This window comes from Streptococcus oralis subsp. dentisani, assembly GCF_003944205.1.
In the GTDB taxonomy this organism is placed as follows: Bacteria; Bacillota; Bacilli; order Lactobacillales; family Streptococcaceae; genus Streptococcus; species Streptococcus oralis_BH.
In genome coordinates this window covers 1-17,676 of the sequence record NZ_RJPH01000019.1, presented here as the reverse complement: position 1 = coordinate 17,676, position 17,676 = coordinate 1, and the positions used below count along the sequence as shown (strand labels likewise).

Sequence of the window (17,676 nt, the reverse complement as noted above, 5' to 3'; positions counted from 1 at the left end):
ATATTATACTTGTTTTAGGAGACATTGGATGTTGAAAAGGATTAGAGATTTACGCGAGGATGATGATTTAACACAAGAATATGTTGCAAAAACAATCTTAAATTGTACAAGATCAGCGTATTCTAAAATGGAATCAGGTACCAGGTTAATCTCTATAGATGACCTTATCAAACTTGCAGATTTTTATAATGTAAGTTTAGATTACCTTGTAGGTCGAGTGGATAATAAAGAAGACCATTACTCCAAAAAGTAGTAGGTTAAGAAAGCACATTGACAATTGAATAGTCCAAAATGGTACTTTCCTCATTTGTGGAGCAGATTTGAATGGCTCGCCATGATAAGAGCGATTTTAAAACCATCAATAAAATAGAGCGATACTTTATATGCCATGATACAAATGATATACAATGATACTTCTGACCGTTCAGGCTGCCACCGTAAAAGAGCAGCAAGTGAAATTCTTATGATGACTTCATCAGTCATGCCATGGAGGAGATTGATAAAAGATAAAAGGGAAGTGATTTTTTGAAATCAAATTTAGAAAATTATATAGTCGAGCTAGAGATGCTAAATCTATTATTCTTAAAAAAACTTATTAGCGAAAAAGAATATGAAAAAATAAAGCTGAAACTGCGTAAAATATACACAAATTAGCTGACCTTTTTTATTGGTTGCGGTAAAATAAATGCAGAGAAATAGGAGGTTAAGCCATGTCAAATAACGTTGAAATTATAAAAGCAAATCCTTTAGTAACTAGAAGAAATGATAATAGTGGTTCTTTATCAAGGAGAGTAGCAGCATATTGTCGTGTTAGTTCCGATAGTGATGATCAAAAAAATAGCTATGATTCTCAAGTTCGTCATTATAGAGAGTATATATCACAGCACCAAGATTGGCATTTGGTTGACATTTATGCTGATGAAGGGATTTCAGGAACTCAAGTTGGAAAAAGACAAGATTTTCAAAGATTGATTTCAGATTGCCTTGATGGAAAAATAGACTATATCATTACCAAAGCCATTGCTCGCTTTGCTAGAAATACATTAGATACTCTCAAATATGTTCGTTTGCTTAAAGATAAACAAATTGGAGTATTTTTCGAAGAAGAAAACATTGATACTTTAACTATGGATGGTGAGTTACTATTAACGATTTTAAGTTCAGTGGCTCAGCAGGAAGTTGAAAATACATCTGCCCATGTTAAAAAAGGTTTAAAAATGAAGATGCAACGTGGAGAACTTATTGGTTTTCAAGGTTGTCTTGGTTATGACTATAATCAAGATACAAAGTCAATATCAATAAATGAAAAAGAAGCCAAAATAGTACGTTATATTTTTGAAAGATACATTGATGGTATTGGGGGTAAGGCAATAGCTAGAGAACTGGATGAACTAGGTTATAAAACTCCGAGAGGTCTTGATCACTGGCAAGATACAACAGTTTTAGGAATTATTAAAAACGAGAAGTATAAAGGTGATATTCTAATGGGAAAAACTTTCACGGTTGACCCCATTAGTAAAAGACGTTTGATAAATTTCGGTGAAGAAGATAAATACTACATTAAAAATAATCATGATGCAATAATTAGTCCAGAAACATTTACACAGGCGCAAGAAATTCGATTACGAAGAGCAGGTAACAAGAAAACCATAGCAAATACAAAGGGAAAACGAGAAAGATATTCAAGAATGTATCCTTTTAGTAGTAGATTGGAATGTGGTTTTTGTGGTACTGTTCTGTCTCGAAGAAGTTGGCACTCTAGTTCAGAGTACAAAAAGATTATCTGGCACTGTACAACATCTATAAAGAAAGGTAAAAAGCATTGCATTCATAGTAAAGGAATAGAGGAAAAAGCAATAGAAAATGCTTTTTTACAGAGCTACCAACAGTTGTTTTATGAAAATAATAACCTAACTGAAGACTTTCTTGAAATTATAAAAGAAGAGCTTACTGATGATACTTTAAAAGTGGAGTTGAATAAGATAGTTAGTAAATTAAATTCGTTGTACAAAAAAGAAGAAAAATTAGTTTCAATGAATCTTGATGGAAAAATTAGTGATTCTGTATATGAAGATAAATTCAATCAAATACAAATTGAGAAAGAAAAACTTTTAGAAGAAAAAGTAAACCTAGAAGTAACTTTAAAATCAGAAGTTGATATAAAAAGTAGATTAGAGAATTTTAAAGAAATTTTAACTTCACAAAAGACTTTGACGGAGTTTGATAAGGATATTTTTGAGAGTATCGTTGAAAAAATCATTGTAGGTGGAATAAATGCTGATGGAGAAATTGATCCAGCAATGTTGACTATAATTTTTAAAACGGGAGATTCTTCGATTAAAAATGCAAAATCTTACAAATCTAAAAGAAAGAATGCTAAAATAGATAATGATAAATTGTGTTTTAATGCCGTAAACAATGACGAAAAAAAGTGTACAAATAAAGAAAACAACGCATGTCGAGGCGGTATCACTGCTTGGTCAAACTGATTAAATAAGGATGTGGCTAGTGAAAGTCCTACAGCAAGGAGTTTAAATATGAAATTCCATGAATTTGGTGATAAGAATTTGCCTTCTATCTTGCTGATACATGGCGGTGGCAGTTCTTGGTGGAATTATCTTCGTCAAGCACGGATCTTGTCGGAGGAGTATCGTGTCATTCTACTCACCTTGAATGGCCACGGCGAAGAATATCAACTTGATTATGTTTCTACTGAAGATTCTGCTTTGGAGATTTTAGACTATATCAAAGCAAACTGTGGTGGGAAATTGTTTGCAATCGGTGGTGTTTCACTTGGTGGTCAAATTGCCATGGAGCTTTTGTCAATAGACAGAGATATAGCTGAGAAGGCCATCATAGATGGAAGCCTCTGTATTCCTCAACCAAGATTAGCTAAAATCAGCATTTTTCTGGTACGTCTATTTGGTAAACTGATATTCAGTAAATTCTCTTGCAAACTTCAGTTAAGCATGATGAACAAACTCTATCCTAAACTCGCTTATCCAGAAGAAATAAAAGATTATTTTTTGGAGGATTTACCAAGAACGCCTATCAAAACATTAGTGACTATTTACAAAACCTATATGGGGTATTACAAGCTAAAGGATACGATTTCTGCTAGTAAAGCGCAGGTTCTGTATATTTATGGTGAAAAAGAGTTGAACTGTGTGAAAACATCAGCGAAATTATTTCAACAACTACACCCAAATACGACCTTGTATGAAGCAAAGGGCTATCATCACGGCTACTTATCAGCTTACTTGCCTCAAGAGTGGGTTGATCTGGTGGTGCCATTTTTAAAGAGTGATTCATCGGAAACGTGTAACGAATTGGATATGCCATAAGGAGGAATCTTTTGCTTGGAGCAATAGTTGGAGATATTGTAGGTTCAGTTTACGAATGGAATAATATCAAAACGAAGATTTTTTCTTTATTTTGTGAGGATTGTTTTTTCACGGATGATACGGTAAGTCCGAACCGCTGAGTGTATGAGCTTGTTAGAGAAACGGAATTAATCCTTAAAATAAAGGAACTAAAACTCCTTTATTTTGAGATGAAAACCTAAATTGGTTTTGAGGAGGTAAAGTATTGATAGAAAGCAGACCTAAGTTTGATGCAATCACATCTTTTGATGAGTTTAATAAATACTATTGGTATCGTGATGAACTTTCACAGATATGCAAGTCATTAGGGCTTGAATATAGAGGTACAAAACAAGAACTAAATGATATTATTGAGCAGTACTTTAAGGGGAATTTGATTAAAAAATCATCAATAAAAAGGAAAAAGAAACGAGTAGAAATCGTTACCTTGGACACACCTTTGCTTGAATGTGGATTCTCCTTTAATGCACACTTTAGAGAATATTTCTCAACTTTAACAGATGTTTCGCCATTTAAATTTACTGCTGATATGGCTACAGCTTGGAGAAAAGTAAAAAGAGAAAATGATTTGAGTTTTACAATCCAAGATATGCTAAAAGTTTATTATGGAAATTCAGATTATGCTAAGTATGATCATTCGGTTTGTCAATGGAACCAATTTCTAAAGAATTTCTGTGCAGACGAAAATAGTCGAAATTACTCGAATAAACTAAAAGTAGCTTCTATTCTTTGGAAAGAGGTTAGAAATTCAAGTAATGAAAAAATTTATTCAAAGAATCTTTTGACTGAATATGCTGATAAAATAAAAGAGTATGGCGAGGTAGTTAAATAGAAGTGACTTGCTTTTGATAATCTGAATTTTAAACTAGCTATTATACATTAATGCCCAGTACGTCAAAGTTCTTTTTTCTGAGTTTTCATTATATAATAGCATTATATGTAATGATAAATGTAGCTACGCTAATATTTCTATTTAAAAATTAAGGAGAAAATCAATGAAAAAAGCAATGGTAATTATCAATCCTACCTCTGGTGGGGAAAAGGCTTTGGATTATAAGGTCAAGCTGGAGAATAAAGCCAAAGATTATTTTGAGCACGTGGAAACAAAAATTACCGAAAAAGCGCTGGATGCAACATACTTTGCTGAGGAAGCTTCACGTGAGCAGTACGATGCAGTGGTTGTGTTTGGTGGAGACGGGACTGTCAATGAAGTTATTTCGGGTATTGCTGAGAGAGACTACATTCCTAAGTTAGGGATTATCCCAGGCGGTACGGGTAACCTCATTACGAAACTGTTGGAAATCAATCAAGACATCGATGGCGCGATAGATGAACTCGATTTTAACTTAACCAATAAGATTGATATCGGTAAAGCGAATGACAACTATTTTGGTTATATCTTTAGTATCGGTTCTCTGCCTGAGGCGATTCACAATGTGGAGATCGAGGACAAGACAAAATTCGGTATTTTAGCCTATGCTGTAAATACCATGAAGTCCGTCATGACAGATCAGGTCTTTAACATTAAGGTTGAGACAGAAAATGGAAATTATGTTGGTGAAGCTAGTCATGTTTTGGTTCTCTTGACAAATTATTTTGCTGATAAGAAGATTTTTGAAGAGAATAAAGATGGTTATGCCAATATTTTGATTCTAAAAGATGCTTCTCTATTCTCTAAATTATCCGTCATTCCTGATTTACTAAAAGGAGATGTTGTCGGCAATGATAATATTGAGTATATCAGAGCGCGTAATATTAAGATCTCTTCAGATAGTGAATTGGAGTCAGATGTTGACGGTGATAAATCGGATAACCTACCTGTAGAAATCAAAGTCCTAGCTCAGCGAGTAGAAGTATTTTCAAAACCGAAAGAGTAGAAGGTAAAAATTAGTTTATTTTTCACAACGAAATTAAGTTCTATATCAACGATTGGAGGAGGAATGAATTCTCTATTTGAAGAATTTAAAACCATTTGTTCACATTTAAACCAAGTCGGAATCACTCCGACGCTCATGGGGTCTTTGGGGTTTGAATACCGATCAAATGAAGAATGGGGGCCGTCTGACATTGACATTCATGTGCCTGGTGATCCTAGAGGTTGGGAAGCACCTGATCATCTCAGAATTTATGAGTGGGACAAGATAATGAAAGTGATGAAACACTTAGGCTATGCCTTAATAGATATTCATGAGCATGAATTCCAAAAGGATGGTGTGAGTGTTGAATTCGGAAGTATCGATTCTTTACCTGATTTTGCAGGAGTTTCAGAATCGGATATAGAGATTATTCATCTCGAGGATATTACGTTTCGCATTCCAAACCTAGAACAGTTTTTAAGTATTTACAAGGCTTCTTCCCAAGATTCCTATCGAAATGAGCACAATAACAATAAGGATTTTAAAAAGATAGAGTGGCTGAAAAGACATTTGTAAATCATCATTTGAAAAGTAGCAAGTTGTAAGACTGGCTGCTTTTTTATTTCTAGAAACAAAACACTCGAAACTACAGACAAGTCTTGAAAATAAAATACGAAAGTAGTATACTAGAATCACAATCATGAAAACGTTTGCGCAATAAGATGAATGAAAGTAAATCAGGAGACAAATACAGTGGAATTAACAGCTATTTACCATAGACCAGAGTCGGAGTATGCTTATCTTTATAAAAATAAGACAATGCACATCCGTATCCGGACCAAGAAAGATGATATCGAAAGCATCAACTTACATTATGGTGATCCTTTTATCTTTATAGAGGATCGTTATGAAGCAATTAAGGAGATGAGGAAACTTACCTCCGATGCTTTGTTTGATTACTGGCAAGTGGAGGTTACAGTTGGCTATGCACGACTCCAGTATCTCTTTGAACTCAAGGATAAGCAAGGTCGGAGAATCTTATACGGCGATAAGGGGTGTGTTCCAAACACGCTTGAAAATCTTCATTATGAAGGAAATGGTTTTAAAATACCGTATATCCATGAGATTGATGCTTGCCATGTTCCTGACTGGGTAGCAGAGACGGTATGGTACCAGATTTTTCCTGAACGCTTTGCTAATGGCAATCCTAAGATTTCACCAGAAGGAGCTCTAACTTGGGATTCCTCTATCAAACCAAAGACGAGCGATTTCTTTGGTGGTGATTTACAAGGCATCATTGATCATCTGGATTACTTACAAGACTTAGGAATTACTGGGCTTTATCTTTGTCCCATCTTTGAATCTCCAAGTAATCACAAGTACAATACGACGGATTATTTTGAAATTGACCGTCATTTTGGAGACAAGGAAACCTTCCGTCAACTGGTGGATCAAGCCCATCAGAGAGGCATGAAAATCATGCTGGACGCTGTTTTCAACCATATCGGAGACCAATCTCCACAGTGGCAGGATGTTCTCAAACATGGTGAAGATTCTATTTATAAAGACTGGTTCCATATTCAAGACTTTCCAGTCGTTAAAGAAAATCTCGTTAATAAAAGAGAACTATCCTACCACACCTTTGCCTTTGAGAGCTATATGCCTAAGCTCAATACGGCAAATCCTCAAGTGAGAGACTATTTGTTGAGCGTTGCGACCTACTGGATTGAAGAGTTTGATATCGATGCTTGGCGCCTGGATGTGGCCAATGAAGTGGACCACCAATTTTGGCGAGATTTCTGTAAGGCTGTCTTGGCTAAAAAGCCCGACCTTTATATTCTTGGAGAGGTCTGGCACACCTCTCAGCCTTGGCTAAATGGCGATGAATTCCACGCAGTTATGAACTATCCTCTCTCTGATAGTATCAAGGATTATTTTTTGCGTGGGGTTAAGAAGACCAGTCAATTTATCGATGAAATCAATAGCCAGTCTATGTACTATAGACAGCAGATTTCGGAAGTGATGTTCAATCTCTTGGATTCGCACGATACGGAGCGTATTTTGGCTACTGCCAAGGGAGATAGCCAACTTGTTAAGTCTGCCCTAGCCTGCCTCTTTTTACAAAGAGGAACACCGTGTTTTTACTATGGAACCGAGTTAGAGTTAGATGGAGGACCAGATCCAGATTGTCGTCGCGTTATGCCTTGGGACCGTGTTTCTGGCAGCAATGAGATGCTTAATTTCATGAAGAAATTGATTCAGCTTCGCAAGGATGTTTCAGACATTATCCAACATGGAACCTATAGTCTGCAAGAAATCAAGCCAGATGTACTAGCTCTAGAATGGAATTATGATGGACAAAAAGTCCAAGCTATTTTTAACCAATCAACTGAAAACTATCTTGTAGATCGTAATTCTGTAGCACTAGCCAGTCATTGCCAAGAACTAGATAATCAGCTTGTCATCTTACCAAAAGGATTTGTGATTCAATAAAAAATGAGAAGAGAAAGACTGTAATGATGGGCAACCATTCGTTCCAGTCTTTTTTCTATTTATGTAGTATAATAAAGGAAATACCAGAGGTAAACCCTTAGAAAAAAGAGAACGATGAACCATCTAGTCCAATCTTTAAAAGAAAAGATCACTGACCAAATCTCTTTGGTTCGACAAGCTCCTAATGACGATGAAGAATTTTATCAAGTCCATTTAGATATTTTCTATAAGCCGACTAGTGAGATGCAGAGTTTAGAGAGTCTATATGGGACGAAGATCCTGATGAGAATATCTTTGACTATATTCGAAACTCTGAGGTCTTTGCCGATGCTAAAGACAAGGAATACCTCAAAGTAAAAATTTATTTAGATGAAACTTAGTAAGGAGAAATCATGTTTAATTTTTTTAAGCGAAAAAGAAACAAGCGGTTCAATCAGGAGTCACATGACAAGGCTAAAGAAAATCAGGCTGTTTCTGAAAAGAAACTTGATGTAGAAAATGATGAAGCAAATGTGGATTCTGAACAAATCCTCCATTTTGATCATTTGAATTTTAAATTGGCCGTCATTCAGGTCTTAATGTACGATTTAGAAGTGCTTGAACCATCCTTTGATATTTATGATTTTGCTGATCGATACAGTACAGAAGAGATTGATATTGAAAGCATGGAAGTTATAAGACCTGCTCTTGAGTATTTTGAAGCCTTATCTATTCCTAAAAAATATGCTGAAGAGGTCAAAGAAATTTACATGGATGGTGGAAATGAGATTTATATGAATATCATTCCGCAATGGGATGGAGAAGATGGAACATTTGATCTAAATGAGCTCAGTTTATCCGAACTGCAACAATTTCCAAACTTGAAAGAAGCAACTATTTTAAGTAGCAATTTTGATAGCGTGAAAGTAATCTTCGATGCGGCTGGGATTGAAGTCGAGCTATTATAATTTTAGTTATCAAGTCAATTCATGTTAAAACAATAATTGGATCACGCTTTAAAAGGAGTATGAAAATCAATGGATGCTAACATACTTAGAGTTGTAAAAATAGATAAAGAAGCACTTTATGAATTTATCTATGAAAACTTTATAGCACAACAGGAAGAATTGTTAGACATATCCAAATCTGAAGTGATGAATGATTTTGCAATAGATTGGGGAAAAAGGGGAGTTTCTATTTACTGCGCATAGACAGGAAAAGAATTCAACTTATAAAAGTCCCTTTATCGTAGAGAATATTGATTAGATAGCAAGGAAGAGGAAAAAATGAAACTATTTAAAAAAATTTCCTGTCTATTTATTATTATAGTTGGCGCCTTTCTACTAAGTGCCTGTACCTCGCAAAAAGAAGATAAAGAGCGACTGGTTCGATATCTCAATAACGTCTATGGAGAAAATACTTATGAGATGAAAGAAGATCCCAGGCATTCCCATTATTGGTTTGTGACATTGAAGGATTATCCAAATATTCCCTTTACTTGCAGTGTGTCCCATGATTGGCTAGCAATGGGATCACCTTTTATTCATTCTGATTTTGAAGAAACATTCTGCACAAGAGCTCTTGAGGAATATAAGGAAAATCATAATCTAGGTGATGATGTCCTGTCCTATCTGCATCCCGTAAATTTTGTCTATTCTACAGAAGTAACAAATTTAGATCAGCTAAAAGAATCCTATGACAAGATGTTGGACTTTATCAACTATACTAGCCTGAAGTATCCTATTTTAGCTGAAACTGATTGTTTCGGGGTACGAATGGATATCAGTGGTATTCGATTAAAAAGCTCGAGGAGGGATCTTGATGGGTCAATCGATACCAGTATTTATCGACAAGTTTGCAATGCAGAAAATGGGAAATTAAACATAAGACCTTTTGAGGAAATTCGTCAAGAATTGGAACCCCAACTACGAACACACCCTGAGAATTCAAAGGGATTTGTATTTATAGTAAACACGACTTCCTTTGCACTGGGGAGCGATACACTCGATGATTGCTTATATAAGCATTTCGAATTATCATCTACCACAGTAGAAGAACTTCAAAAGATCAAGTTGCAACCTGGAGAAAGCAGCGAAAGCTATATATTGGCCAAAGACTATAATGATAATAGCTTAGAGTATTATACAAAAGTTACTGTGCAGGTCAAAAATCTAAGTGATAAGGAATGTTCTGTTTTGGAGGGAACGTTGATGAAGGCTGTCATCTCTGATCCGGCAAGTATGTATATTGGGGATGTCTATTTTGAATTTGATAAAAGAAAAGAATTAACCGCTGATTTATATGATATGCTTGGAACAAAAAGGCCCTCCACTAGTGAAGGGGAGAGCGACGGAGTTCCTTATAAAAATATAAGGGTTTTATTTAAGATGAAGACCTATTTCAAAGAGATAGACAGCGTTACATTATCCTATCAGGAGTAGGGATTTTCTCACTCCCAGATTGTATGCTGGGCCCTTACTCCGTATCGATTGGGGGACTGATCACTATTGAAATTCGCCGCAAAATGATAGCTATTCCATAACACATAGTCGGCAGTTTGCAGTCTCAGACTGAAGTAGGTGTCCTGTTTCACTTCTTTAGCGTCAGCAGGTTTCAGTGAAAAGATATCTGTTAATTTCTTTGTTTTAAAGTCATTGATTGTAAGTTTGGAGAGGTCTTGGTTATTAATGTTAACTTGGGATAGTTGCGGGCTCTCTGCTGAGATTTCATAGTATGTGACGACGCAGTTCTCGAGTTTATCAGTGTCTTTCCACTTTGGTGTAATGCTCATAAGGCCGTAAGATTTACCATCTCGGACTATTTCAAGCAGTTCTCCGTAGTAGAAGTGGTCATTGCGCTTGTTCACAATCTCGCTCTCAGGATTTTTTCCAGTAAAGCTGAACCCCTGGTCCAGTAGTTCTGAAGCCCTTGTTTCTCCGACCACTACATTGGTCTTATCGATTTGTATTTCAAAAGGTTGAGCAGGGAAGCCAGTAATGAAGATGCAAAAAGTAAAGATAAAAGTAGTCAAAAAGACAGCACCAACAACCGCATTGGATGATGAATAGCGGTGATGGTTTTTCCTTGGGCGCTTTACTATAAATAACATTAAGTTGATAAGGTTTCTAAACAGCATACTTGCTACAACAATGGCAAATTGAGCCTTTAAACAAGTATAAAGGGCTGCTGAAAAATTGTCCATTTTAACATAGAGTGCCACTAGAGTGAGGATATTAGCCAGAACAAAATAGAAAATAAATAGGTTTACTTCCTTGAGAGCGTCCCTATTAGTGATATCTTCATATTCAATATGGTAGCGTCCTTGAAAACCTTGTCCAAACTGATACATCCACTTAGGAACTTCTTCGCCGGAGCTAACGGCACTCGCCAGTTTAAAATAGAGATAAATCGTACAGACTAAGAATAGGAAAAAAATAAAATAAAAAATCAAAGCAAATATAAAAAAGCCCATCGCTATTCTCCTTTTTAAACTATAATCCACATTTTGGATACACCTTTATTATAACACTTTATAGGGAAAACATCTGAGGATACTATTCATCAGATAAGATCAGACCTTAGCGATAATAAGCTTTTATAAAACATAAATATTGTCATTCAACATAGAAATTTTGGAGGAAAAACAAATGGGAATGATTGCTAATTATAGATATATCAATGATCAGTATTTACATCAAATGAAAAGTTTTAATGCTGAAGAAGATGATCAATTTGAGATAGTAGAGGAAGAAGAACTTCTACTTGATATAGATAAAATGTGGGATGTTCTTCATTTTGTGCTTACAGGTGTTGGCACTTCAAATCCTAGTGAAAATGATCCTTTGAGCGTGGCTGTTTTGGGTGTGACGCCACTTGAAAATGTCGCGGAATATATTGCCTATACAGAAAAAACAAAAGTAGCAGAAATTTATTCAGCATTGGAAAACTTTGATATGGAAGAAGCCATGGCGCATTTTAGTATGCAAGCTTGTAAAAAGGAAGATCTTTATCCTGATATTTGGGATTATGATGACGAAGAGGAAGAGATTAAAAAAGAAATTTGCGATTATTTCCAAGCAATGAAAGATTTTTACAATAAGATTTTAGAGCTCAATGGTAATGTCATGGTCACTATTTGTTAAAAGGTTTATCAAACGTTTCTAAAAGAATAAAACAGCTTGAGGCAAAAAATGGATAAAGAAGATTTACAAAAAGCATATCTTGACTTGGAAAAAGAAAGCTTTCCTTCTGGTAAAAGAATCAAATTTGTAGCTAATTTGGGTAGTTCCCAAGAAATCGCATATCATTATGAACTGATTTGCAAAGATTGGAATGAAGGTAGAAACCTGCATTTAGAAGGTAGCTTTGATAAACATGGAAGAGATGGATTAGAGTTTCTATTTGAACAGTTGGATGAAGTTAAAGATGAAAAACAAAGTGTACTGACTGCGTATCTTATAGCGGAAATCCTTTCTAAATCAAAGCATCGAGATTTTTATTGGTCGCTTTGTGACCAACTGATTCCTATTCTCATTTCATTTTTAGATATAAAGAATACTATTCTTCGTCAAAAGGTGGTCATAGCTTTAGGTTGGGTAGGAACAGAAAAAGAAATTGGTCTTTTGACAAGACAAATGCTAGGTGATGGAGATGCTTTTTGTCGTGCATGGTCTGCGACAAGTCTCATGCAACTGTCCTTTCATAGAGTAAAAGTAGAAATCATATCCAAAGAAGCAAAGACCAGTTTTATTCAAGCTATTACCGAAGAAAAAGACCTCTATGCTTGCGGTATGATGAAGAAGCAGCTCAAATATTATTTGGCAAGAGATGGATATCATCTTCTGCAGTAGAAAATATGGACCTTGAAAAAATAGAAAAGGCTCAAAAATCTGCTATTAGATTTCTAAGTAAGCATTAGACACCAATCATATAGAAACATTTGAGAGTTATTTGATAGATAAGTTTCTCCAGCTCTAAAACTACAAAGAAATATATTATCAATATCAGCCCCTGAAATGTATGAATGCTGTGGTCATCATTGTTTCTTTCTACATAGTAAGCCTGCAGTACACTGAAACTACAGGCTTTTGTCTTTTAAGTGGTATAATAGAAGAAAAACGAGAAGTATTTTATATATAAAGGGTTTCAAGATCCAATATTAATCGAGGATGGCATGAGATAAAAAAGATTTATTGGCATTATGGAAGGGAATAAACTGGGAAAATAATGATTCGGAGATCAATTTTCTAGGGCGATGTCTTAATAAAACCATAAATATTCATTTTACAGGCTATTGTGAACAGGATCTACTCTTGTTATCGGGTGATTTGATGTATAGGCTCTACAGAGACTTGGAGCAGCTAGATAAAAAAGCTCAAAAGGTTATTCAAGATAACTGGCCTGATGAAGCTATTTCAGAACTGGAATTAACTGAGCTAATCTTTGATAAAAGTGGTTCTGATGAGGAAACTTGGTACAGCGACATGCTTTAAATGAATAGGAGTCTATATTCTCATACTAGGTAAGAAAAAGGAGAAGTTTTATGAAATTCTTAAAAAATATTTTTGGTAGCAAGAAAGAAAAGGTAGAAGAAAAAACAAAAGTAGTCTTATCCATGCCTCTGTTTAAGGGAGAAGAGACTTATGACTTAAATACTCTTATCGAGGATTTGAAAAACTACTGGGGCCTTGATGTCTGTGAAGTGGATGAAGATGAAAACACATCAACATTTCAAATAAATGGGGACCTTGTCGCCCTAGCTTCTATGCCTTTCCCAATTCCTGCAAGTGAGTTTGATGATTTATATGCTTATTCTTATCTATGGAATAATGTTGAAAATGAAGCTAGAGAGCATACCAATCATGCCATTGTTTCAATCTTGTCTAAGACTCTTTCATCAGTAGAACAATATTCCCTACTGACCAAGGTCAATGCATCTATTTTGAGAACCTGTGAAAATGCTATTGGGATATATCAAGGCTCTGCAACCTTGTTATTACCTAAAAATCTTTATCTTGACTTTTCAGACTTTTTGAAAGAGGACAATCTGCCCCTTCAACTCTGGCTTTATATCGGGATTATCAATCAAGAGGATAAAAGTAGTGTCTACACCTATGGTATGAAAGAATTCGGTAAATCTGAAATCGAGATTATAGATTCTGCTATGGACAATGATGACTTATATTATTTCCTTTTGTCGATTCTTCAGTATATTCTGGAGGGTGATGTGATTCTAAATGATGGGGAGACCATTGGATTTTCAGAAGAGCAAAAAATCAAAATCACTGAGTCGAAGGCAGTCTATCTAGATGGAAATTCCTTGAAATTAGAAATCTAAACAATGATTTTGAATTTGTTGTCCAAGACTTAGACGAGGTTTGATATGAAAGGTCATAAGCGAAAAGATTACCTCTATCGGTATCTACTTTATCGGTTTGAAAAGGAAGCTTGCAAGAATAGTGGTCTTGAAGGCGTTAATCAAGAGACCAAAGAAAGAATCTGTCAGCAGGCAACAAAAACCACCAGACGAATTAGTGTATTTGTCGGTCTGGTCTATTTGATTCTGTTTTGCTTGATAATTATCTGGCTGAATGCGAATTGCTCCCAAAATCCATTCTTCCGATGGTACCAAGGCTACATAGAATCACTATTTCCATTGATCAATGGTGATTGGGGGAGTAGTTGGATTGAGAAAAAAGGGACGATTTTATGGATTGCTATCAAGGCCTTCCCTATATTTGTTCTTAATGGTGTACCCTTTCTTTTGCTTGTACTACTGATTGCAAATAGAACTTTAAAAAAGAAAATAAAGGCTGAATGTATCAACTAAGGAGAAAAAAGATGGGCAGAATGATTGCAATCGGGTCTCTAATTTTTCTTGGACTAGCGTTTTTGGGGATTGGACTCGGAATGTATTTCTTCCTCAAAAGACAGGTAGTGAATGGGAAATCCGTCTTAGACGAGCCAGTAAATGAGCAAACTCGTACAGATAAGATGGGGCTTAGCGAACTTCTAGTTTACTTGTCGATGATTGCGATTGCTGGCGTTTTTGTAGTACAAATCATGAGTAGGGGAGGAACTGGTAGTGCTATCTTGGCTAGAATTGTCATCCTACCACCAATTATGGCACTTTTTAATGCTAGAAAACGCACGGGCAAAGCTATGATTGCGCTTGTGGTTTCTTTTATGGTGGCATTATTTGTTATGATTGCATACGGTCAGATAGGGTTGCCACCTAAAGCACCAGAATTGATGATAGATGACAAGTCGATCACGCTAACACAAACAAGTGTGAGTGATCTTCTGAAAGAAGGTTTTGACATCTATATCAGGGAGGAGGATAGCTTTGGCGATGATTATGAAGCGGATATTTCTTCAGGGGAAATCAAGAAATACCAGGCTGATAAGAGTGTTTTTATCAAGAAAGGCTTCCGTCGAGATAGCAATGCTGTATCCCATTCTCAATATCTTCTTGGAAAAGATGGTTTAGTCCTTGGAAGTATTGGCTTATACGGAGATGAAACAAAAGAAACCGCCTTAGAGGATTGTAAAATTATCCAATTTAAGCTGGATGAAGATCGTATCAAAGCAGCAAAATCAAAAGCTATCTCTTATAAGCTGAATGGTGTAGATTTACTGACTAGAATTGAAGAAGGAGCTATGCGAACAACCTTTGGTGATAAATTATGGTCAGTTCCGCCTGCACATCCTGTCGATTCGACCCAACTATGGTATGGTATCCAGTGGAAAAGTCACAGTGACCACCTGTTTTGGAATGAGTATTTCTCCTTAATTCGCTTGGATGAAAACTACCATATGATAGATTTTGAGCTAGTTGGAGAAGTAGCGCGTGATGATTAGTGAAATAAAGACCTACTAAGTTTTTTTGATGTTATTCTATTTGTACTTTGGTCAGGATTAGTATATAATCTATCATAGAGTCATTTACCAACTAGGAGAAGAATCATGGAATTAAAAGATTTTACTGAAAAAGAACAGGACATGATAAAGCAGGGACTGACAACATCTGAAATTAGCGATAAGGAAACCGCTGCGAAAATCCTTGCCCTAGTACCTCAGGAATGGATCAAACGCATTCCCTTTTTCGTGCGAAAACACGCTACAACTCGAACGATAAAGCGTATTTCTATCGAACATCCAGAGCTCTACGCAGTTGCCAAGAGAAGTGTTGAGATTCCTGAGAAGGAAAGAGAAGAATTACGCCAAATCATTACAAATATTTTCCAAGAAAAAATGAATAAGCATAAAATCAAATAATATTCTTTTATAAAAAACAGTTGCTATAAGCCTGTCTTACAAAAATGTAAGATAGGCTTTTTAAATGTAAGATGAGTGTACGATTATGCGTAGAAATGTATGCTATACTCTATGTAGATCAAAAAGAGAGAGGTTTATTATGAAAAAATGGAATGCGACGCAGTTGAAGTATCTGATGGCGACAGTAATGGTTCTAGACCATATCCCTCATATTACCGGAATCGTTTCTCCTCTGTGGGAAGGTATCTTCCATGCTATGACCCGTTGTGTGGGAGTCTGGTTTGCCTATATGGCTATGGAAGGCTTCATCCATACTCGAAATCTGAAAAACTATCTTATCCGTCTCTGGTCTTGGGCGCTTTTCATGTTTGCTGGAAACAGCCTACTCAATGCCTTATTTGCGTCTAAAGGAGTAATGGTCAATAATAACATTTTCCTGACTCTGGCCATTGGTGTCACCATGCTTTGTGTTGGTTTTCCTAGAAAAGAGCTGGATCAAAAAGAGAAGTTGTGGCGTCGAATTGGAGTTGCTGGTATTCTGATATTTGGTTGTCTTTTTGCTGAAGGTGGTATTACCATGCTGCCATTTCTCTTGATTAGTTACTCTTGTCGAAATCGTAAGGGGTTGCGAAATCTCCTCTATACTCTCCTTTGGGCCTTCCTGTTAGTGACTTCCATCCAAATTTACGACACTTGGTACCAAACACTGGAAATGATGCTTTACAATTCTGACTGGCTCTTTATCACCGTATTTCCTTTTATGGCACTTTATAATGGACAGCGAGGAAAGGAAACCAGCTGGAATAAATATTTCTTTTATATTTTCTACCCAGCTCATCTATGGATTATAACCTTGATTGCTTATTTAGTTAAGTAGCAAAAAAGCAAATAGCAGTAATTTCTGTCTATTTGCTTTTCTTTTTATAAACTTCCTGTGAAACTAAAATTCTAGTTCACGGTTAATATTACCAACAATCACATTCATTCGTAATCCGAAGTGTTTACGATGATTTCGATAGGTTATTGAAAATATTTTAAACGTTTTACTTTGGCAAAGATGTTCTCAACCTTGATTCTCTCCTTAGATAGCGCATGGTTATAGAATCTATCTTCAAGAGTTAGTTTCTCAAGTTTACTTTGATTTCTTCGGACTTTGACTCATTTTGAAGACCTTCATATCGTTGCAATAGTTTACCGCAATATCCAAAGAAAAAATTCTCTCGTGGCTTGTTACAATCGCCTGAGCTTTCATAGCATGAAATTTCTTTTTACCAGAATAATTTGCTAGTTATTTTTTAGGACAATTGACTTTTACTTCCGTAACATCCACAATCACCGTATCCTCATAACTGAGAGGAGTTCTTGAAATCGTAAAACTACTTTGAATAAGAGTTGATTCAACCCACTACAGTTGACAAAGAGACAACAAAGAACTACCGATTGGTAATTCTAGTACTTGTACCTTTATTTATTGTCTAAAGAAAGACGACTTTCTTTGGACACATACATAATAACATCCCATAATATATTAGCCAAAATAAAACCTTTTAGTAAATAGTCTCCAAATTCAATTAAATACATTTTCTTTCCATCTGATTTATTTTGAAACGAAATCAACTGATTATTATAGTCATAATTATAATCTCTATGATCAATACTGTTTCTAATTTCATTGTCAAAAACAGAAT

21 protein-coding genes and 2 pseudogenes are annotated in these 17,676 nt (G+C 35.6%); 20 read left to right on the top strand and 3 right to left on the bottom strand.

The window, feature by feature from the left end; translation table 11 throughout:
* Positions 1–28 precede the first annotated feature (28 nt).
* From D8805_RS09465 to D8805_RS09410, 12 genes and pseudogenes are all read left to right on the top strand, one after another.
* Positions 29–253: a helix-turn-helix domain-containing protein gene (locus D8805_RS09465; RefSeq protein ID WP_000919631.1), complete on the top strand. Its 225-nt coding sequence runs from the start codon at positions 29–31 to the stop codon at positions 251–253.
* A 457-nt stretch (positions 254–710) separates the two neighbouring features.
* Entirely contained in the window at positions 711–2,489 is a 1,779-nt protein-coding gene (locus D8805_RS09460) for a recombinase family protein (protein ID WP_125417032.1), read from the top strand.
* A gap of 48 nt (positions 2,490–2,537) precedes the next feature.
* Positions 2,538–3,344, top strand: a complete 807-nt coding sequence (locus D8805_RS09455; RefSeq protein WP_125417031.1) for an alpha/beta fold hydrolase — start codon at positions 2,538–2,540, stop codon at positions 3,342–3,344.
* Between the two features lie 11 nt (positions 3,345–3,355).
* Entirely contained in the window at positions 3,356–3,484 is a 129-nt protein-coding gene (locus D8805_RS10340) for an ADP-ribosylglycohydrolase (RefSeq protein ID WP_081109416.1), read from the top strand.
* 104 nt (positions 3,485–3,588) lie between these two features.
* Positions 3,589–4,215 (top strand): SAP domain-containing protein, encoded by a 627-nt coding sequence (locus D8805_RS09445; protein ID WP_125417029.1) that lies wholly within the window; start codon positions 3,589–3,591, stop codon positions 4,213–4,215.
* 163 nt (positions 4,216–4,378) lie between these two features.
* Entirely contained in the window at positions 4,379–5,260 is an 882-nt protein-coding gene (locus D8805_RS09440) for a diacylglycerol/lipid kinase family protein (protein WP_125417027.1), read from the top strand.
* A gap of 63 nt (positions 5,261–5,323) precedes the next feature.
* Positions 5,324–5,815 (top strand): phosphoribosylanthranilate isomerase, encoded by a 492-nt coding sequence (locus D8805_RS09435; RefSeq protein ID WP_125417025.1) that lies wholly within the window; start codon positions 5,324–5,326, stop codon positions 5,813–5,815.
* A 177-nt stretch (positions 5,816–5,992) separates the two neighbouring features.
* Positions 5,993–7,732 carry a glycoside hydrolase family 13 protein gene (locus D8805_RS09430; RefSeq protein ID WP_125417023.1) on the top strand — a complete coding sequence of 580 codons (1,740 nt, stop codon included), beginning with the start codon at positions 5,993–5,995 and terminating at the stop codon, positions 7,730–7,732.
* A gap of 153 nt (positions 7,733–7,885) precedes the next feature.
* A pseudogene (locus D8805_RS10335) lies at positions 7,886–8,112 on the top strand (hypothetical protein); the annotation flags it as partial.
* Positions 8,113–8,124: 12 nt separating this feature from the next.
* Complete coding sequence (locus tag D8805_RS09420; RefSeq protein WP_125417021.1) at positions 8,125–8,679, top strand: DUF6892 domain-containing protein; 555 nt, start codon at positions 8,125–8,127, stop codon at positions 8,677–8,679.
* A 69-nt stretch (positions 8,680–8,748) separates the two neighbouring features.
* Positions 8,749–8,922 (top strand): hypothetical protein, encoded by a 174-nt coding sequence (locus tag D8805_RS09415; protein ID WP_260469936.1) that lies wholly within the window; start codon positions 8,749–8,751, stop codon positions 8,920–8,922.
* 75 nt (positions 8,923–8,997) lie between these two features.
* Positions 8,998–10,152: a hypothetical protein gene (locus D8805_RS09410; protein WP_125417019.1), complete on the top strand. Its 1,155-nt coding sequence runs from the start codon at positions 8,998–9,000 to the stop codon at positions 10,150–10,152.
* An 8-nt stretch (positions 10,153–10,160) separates the two neighbouring features.
* On the opposite strand, the gene D8805_RS09405 is transcribed toward D8805_RS09410, so the two are convergent.
* The gene (locus D8805_RS09405; protein WP_125417017.1) at positions 10,161–11,183 is read right to left on the bottom strand and encodes a hypothetical protein; all 1,023 of its coding nucleotides are present in this window, start codon (positions 11,181–11,183) and stop codon (positions 10,161–10,163) included.
* Between the two features lie 175 nt (positions 11,184–11,358).
* Here D8805_RS09405 and D8805_RS09400 point away from each other — a divergent pair, with 175 nt between their 5' ends.
* The 8 genes from D8805_RS09400 to D8805_RS09365 all read left to right on the top strand — a co-directional run bounded on the left by D8805_RS09400 (position 11,359) and on the right by D8805_RS09365 (position 16,865).
* Entirely contained in the window at positions 11,359–11,853 is a 495-nt protein-coding gene (locus D8805_RS09400) for a YfbM family protein (protein WP_125417015.1), read from the top strand.
* Positions 11,854–11,901: 48 nt separating this feature from the next.
* Positions 11,902–12,561 (top strand): HEAT repeat domain-containing protein, encoded by a 660-nt coding sequence (locus tag D8805_RS09395; protein ID WP_260469935.1) that lies wholly within the window; start codon positions 11,902–11,904, stop codon positions 12,559–12,561.
* Positions 12,562–12,903: 342 nt separating this feature from the next.
* On the top strand, positions 12,904–13,203 hold the full coding sequence (locus D8805_RS09390; RefSeq protein WP_260469934.1) for a hypothetical protein: 300 nt from the start codon (positions 12,904–12,906) through the stop codon (positions 13,201–13,203).
* A 50-nt stretch (positions 13,204–13,253) separates the two neighbouring features.
* Entirely contained in the window at positions 13,254–14,048 is a 795-nt protein-coding gene (locus D8805_RS09385) for a DUF4261 domain-containing protein (protein ID WP_125417013.1), read from the top strand.
* A gap of 45 nt (positions 14,049–14,093) precedes the next feature.
* Positions 14,094–14,540: a hypothetical protein gene (locus D8805_RS09380; protein WP_125417011.1), complete on the top strand. Its 447-nt coding sequence runs from the start codon at positions 14,094–14,096 to the stop codon at positions 14,538–14,540.
* Positions 14,541–14,551: 11 nt separating this feature from the next.
* Positions 14,552–15,571, top strand: coding sequence for a hypothetical protein (locus D8805_RS09375; RefSeq protein ID WP_125417009.1), 1,020 nt, complete (start codon positions 14,552–14,554; stop codon positions 15,569–15,571).
* 105 nt (positions 15,572–15,676) lie between these two features.
* Positions 15,677–15,988, top strand: a complete 312-nt coding sequence (locus D8805_RS09370; RefSeq protein WP_125417007.1) for a hypothetical protein — start codon at positions 15,677–15,679, stop codon at positions 15,986–15,988.
* A 139-nt stretch (positions 15,989–16,127) separates the two neighbouring features.
* Entirely contained in the window at positions 16,128–16,865 is a 738-nt protein-coding gene (locus D8805_RS09365) for a TraX family protein (RefSeq protein WP_125417005.1), read from the top strand.
* 63 nt (positions 16,866–16,928) lie between these two features.
* Here D8805_RS09365 and D8805_RS09360 read toward each other — a convergent pair.
* Together D8805_RS09360 and D8805_RS10190 are read right to left on the bottom strand one after the other, a co-directional pair.
* Positions 16,929–17,393, bottom strand: a pseudogene (locus D8805_RS09360) (IS5/IS1182 family transposase); the annotation flags it as partial.
* A 59-nt stretch (positions 17,394–17,452) separates the two neighbouring features.
* The coding region (locus D8805_RS10190; RefSeq protein ID WP_221762867.1) for a hypothetical protein at positions 17,453–17,676 on the bottom strand (224 nt) is incomplete at its 5' end.

Excerpts from the sequence above, each read along its gene's own strand:
- D8805_RS09375 (WP_125417009.1), top strand. The coding sequence starts at position 14,552 with ATGGGCAGAATGATTGCAATCGGGTCTCTAATTTTTCTTGGACTAGCG.
- D8805_RS09370 (WP_125417007.1), top strand. The coding sequence starts at position 15,677 with ATGGAATTAAAAGATTTTACTGAAAAAGAACAGGACATGATAAAGCAG.
- D8805_RS09460 (WP_125417032.1), top strand. The coding sequence starts at position 711 with ATGTCAAATAACGTTGAAATTATAAAAGCAAATCCTTTAGTAACTAGA.
- D8805_RS09415 (WP_260469936.1), top strand. The coding sequence starts at position 8,749 with ATGGATGCTAACATACTTAGAGTTGTAAAAATAGATAAAGAAGCACTT.
- D8805_RS09385 (WP_125417013.1), top strand. The coding sequence starts at position 13,254 with ATGAAATTCTTAAAAAATATTTTTGGTAGCAAGAAAGAAAAGGTAGAA.
- D8805_RS09365 (WP_125417005.1), top strand. The coding sequence starts at position 16,128 with ATGAAAAAATGGAATGCGACGCAGTTGAAGTATCTGATGGCGACAGTA.
- D8805_RS09420 (WP_125417021.1), top strand. The coding sequence starts at position 8,125 with ATGTTTAATTTTTTTAAGCGAAAAAGAAACAAGCGGTTCAATCAGGAG.
- D8805_RS09395 (WP_260469935.1), top strand. The coding sequence starts at position 11,902 with ATGGATAAAGAAGATTTACAAAAAGCATATCTTGACTTGGAAAAAGAA.
- D8805_RS09405 (WP_125417017.1), bottom strand. The coding sequence starts at position 11,183 with ATGGGCTTTTTTATATTTGCTTTGATTTTTTATTTTATTTTTTTCCTA.
- D8805_RS09380 (WP_125417011.1), top strand. The coding sequence starts at position 14,094 with ATGAAAGGTCATAAGCGAAAAGATTACCTCTATCGGTATCTACTTTAT.
- D8805_RS09410 (WP_125417019.1), top strand. The coding sequence starts at position 8,998 with ATGAAACTATTTAAAAAAATTTCCTGTCTATTTATTATTATAGTTGGC.
- D8805_RS09400 (WP_125417015.1), top strand. The coding sequence starts at position 11,359 with ATGGGAATGATTGCTAATTATAGATATATCAATGATCAGTATTTACAT.
- D8805_RS09440 (WP_125417027.1), top strand. The coding sequence starts at position 4,379 with ATGAAAAAAGCAATGGTAATTATCAATCCTACCTCTGGTGGGGAAAAG.
- D8805_RS09455 (WP_125417031.1), top strand. The coding sequence starts at position 2,538 with ATGAAATTCCATGAATTTGGTGATAAGAATTTGCCTTCTATCTTGCTG.
- D8805_RS09435 (WP_125417025.1), top strand. The coding sequence starts at position 5,324 with ATGAATTCTCTATTTGAAGAATTTAAAACCATTTGTTCACATTTAAAC.
- D8805_RS09465 (WP_000919631.1), top strand. The coding sequence starts at position 29 with ATGTTGAAAAGGATTAGAGATTTACGCGAGGATGATGATTTAACACAA.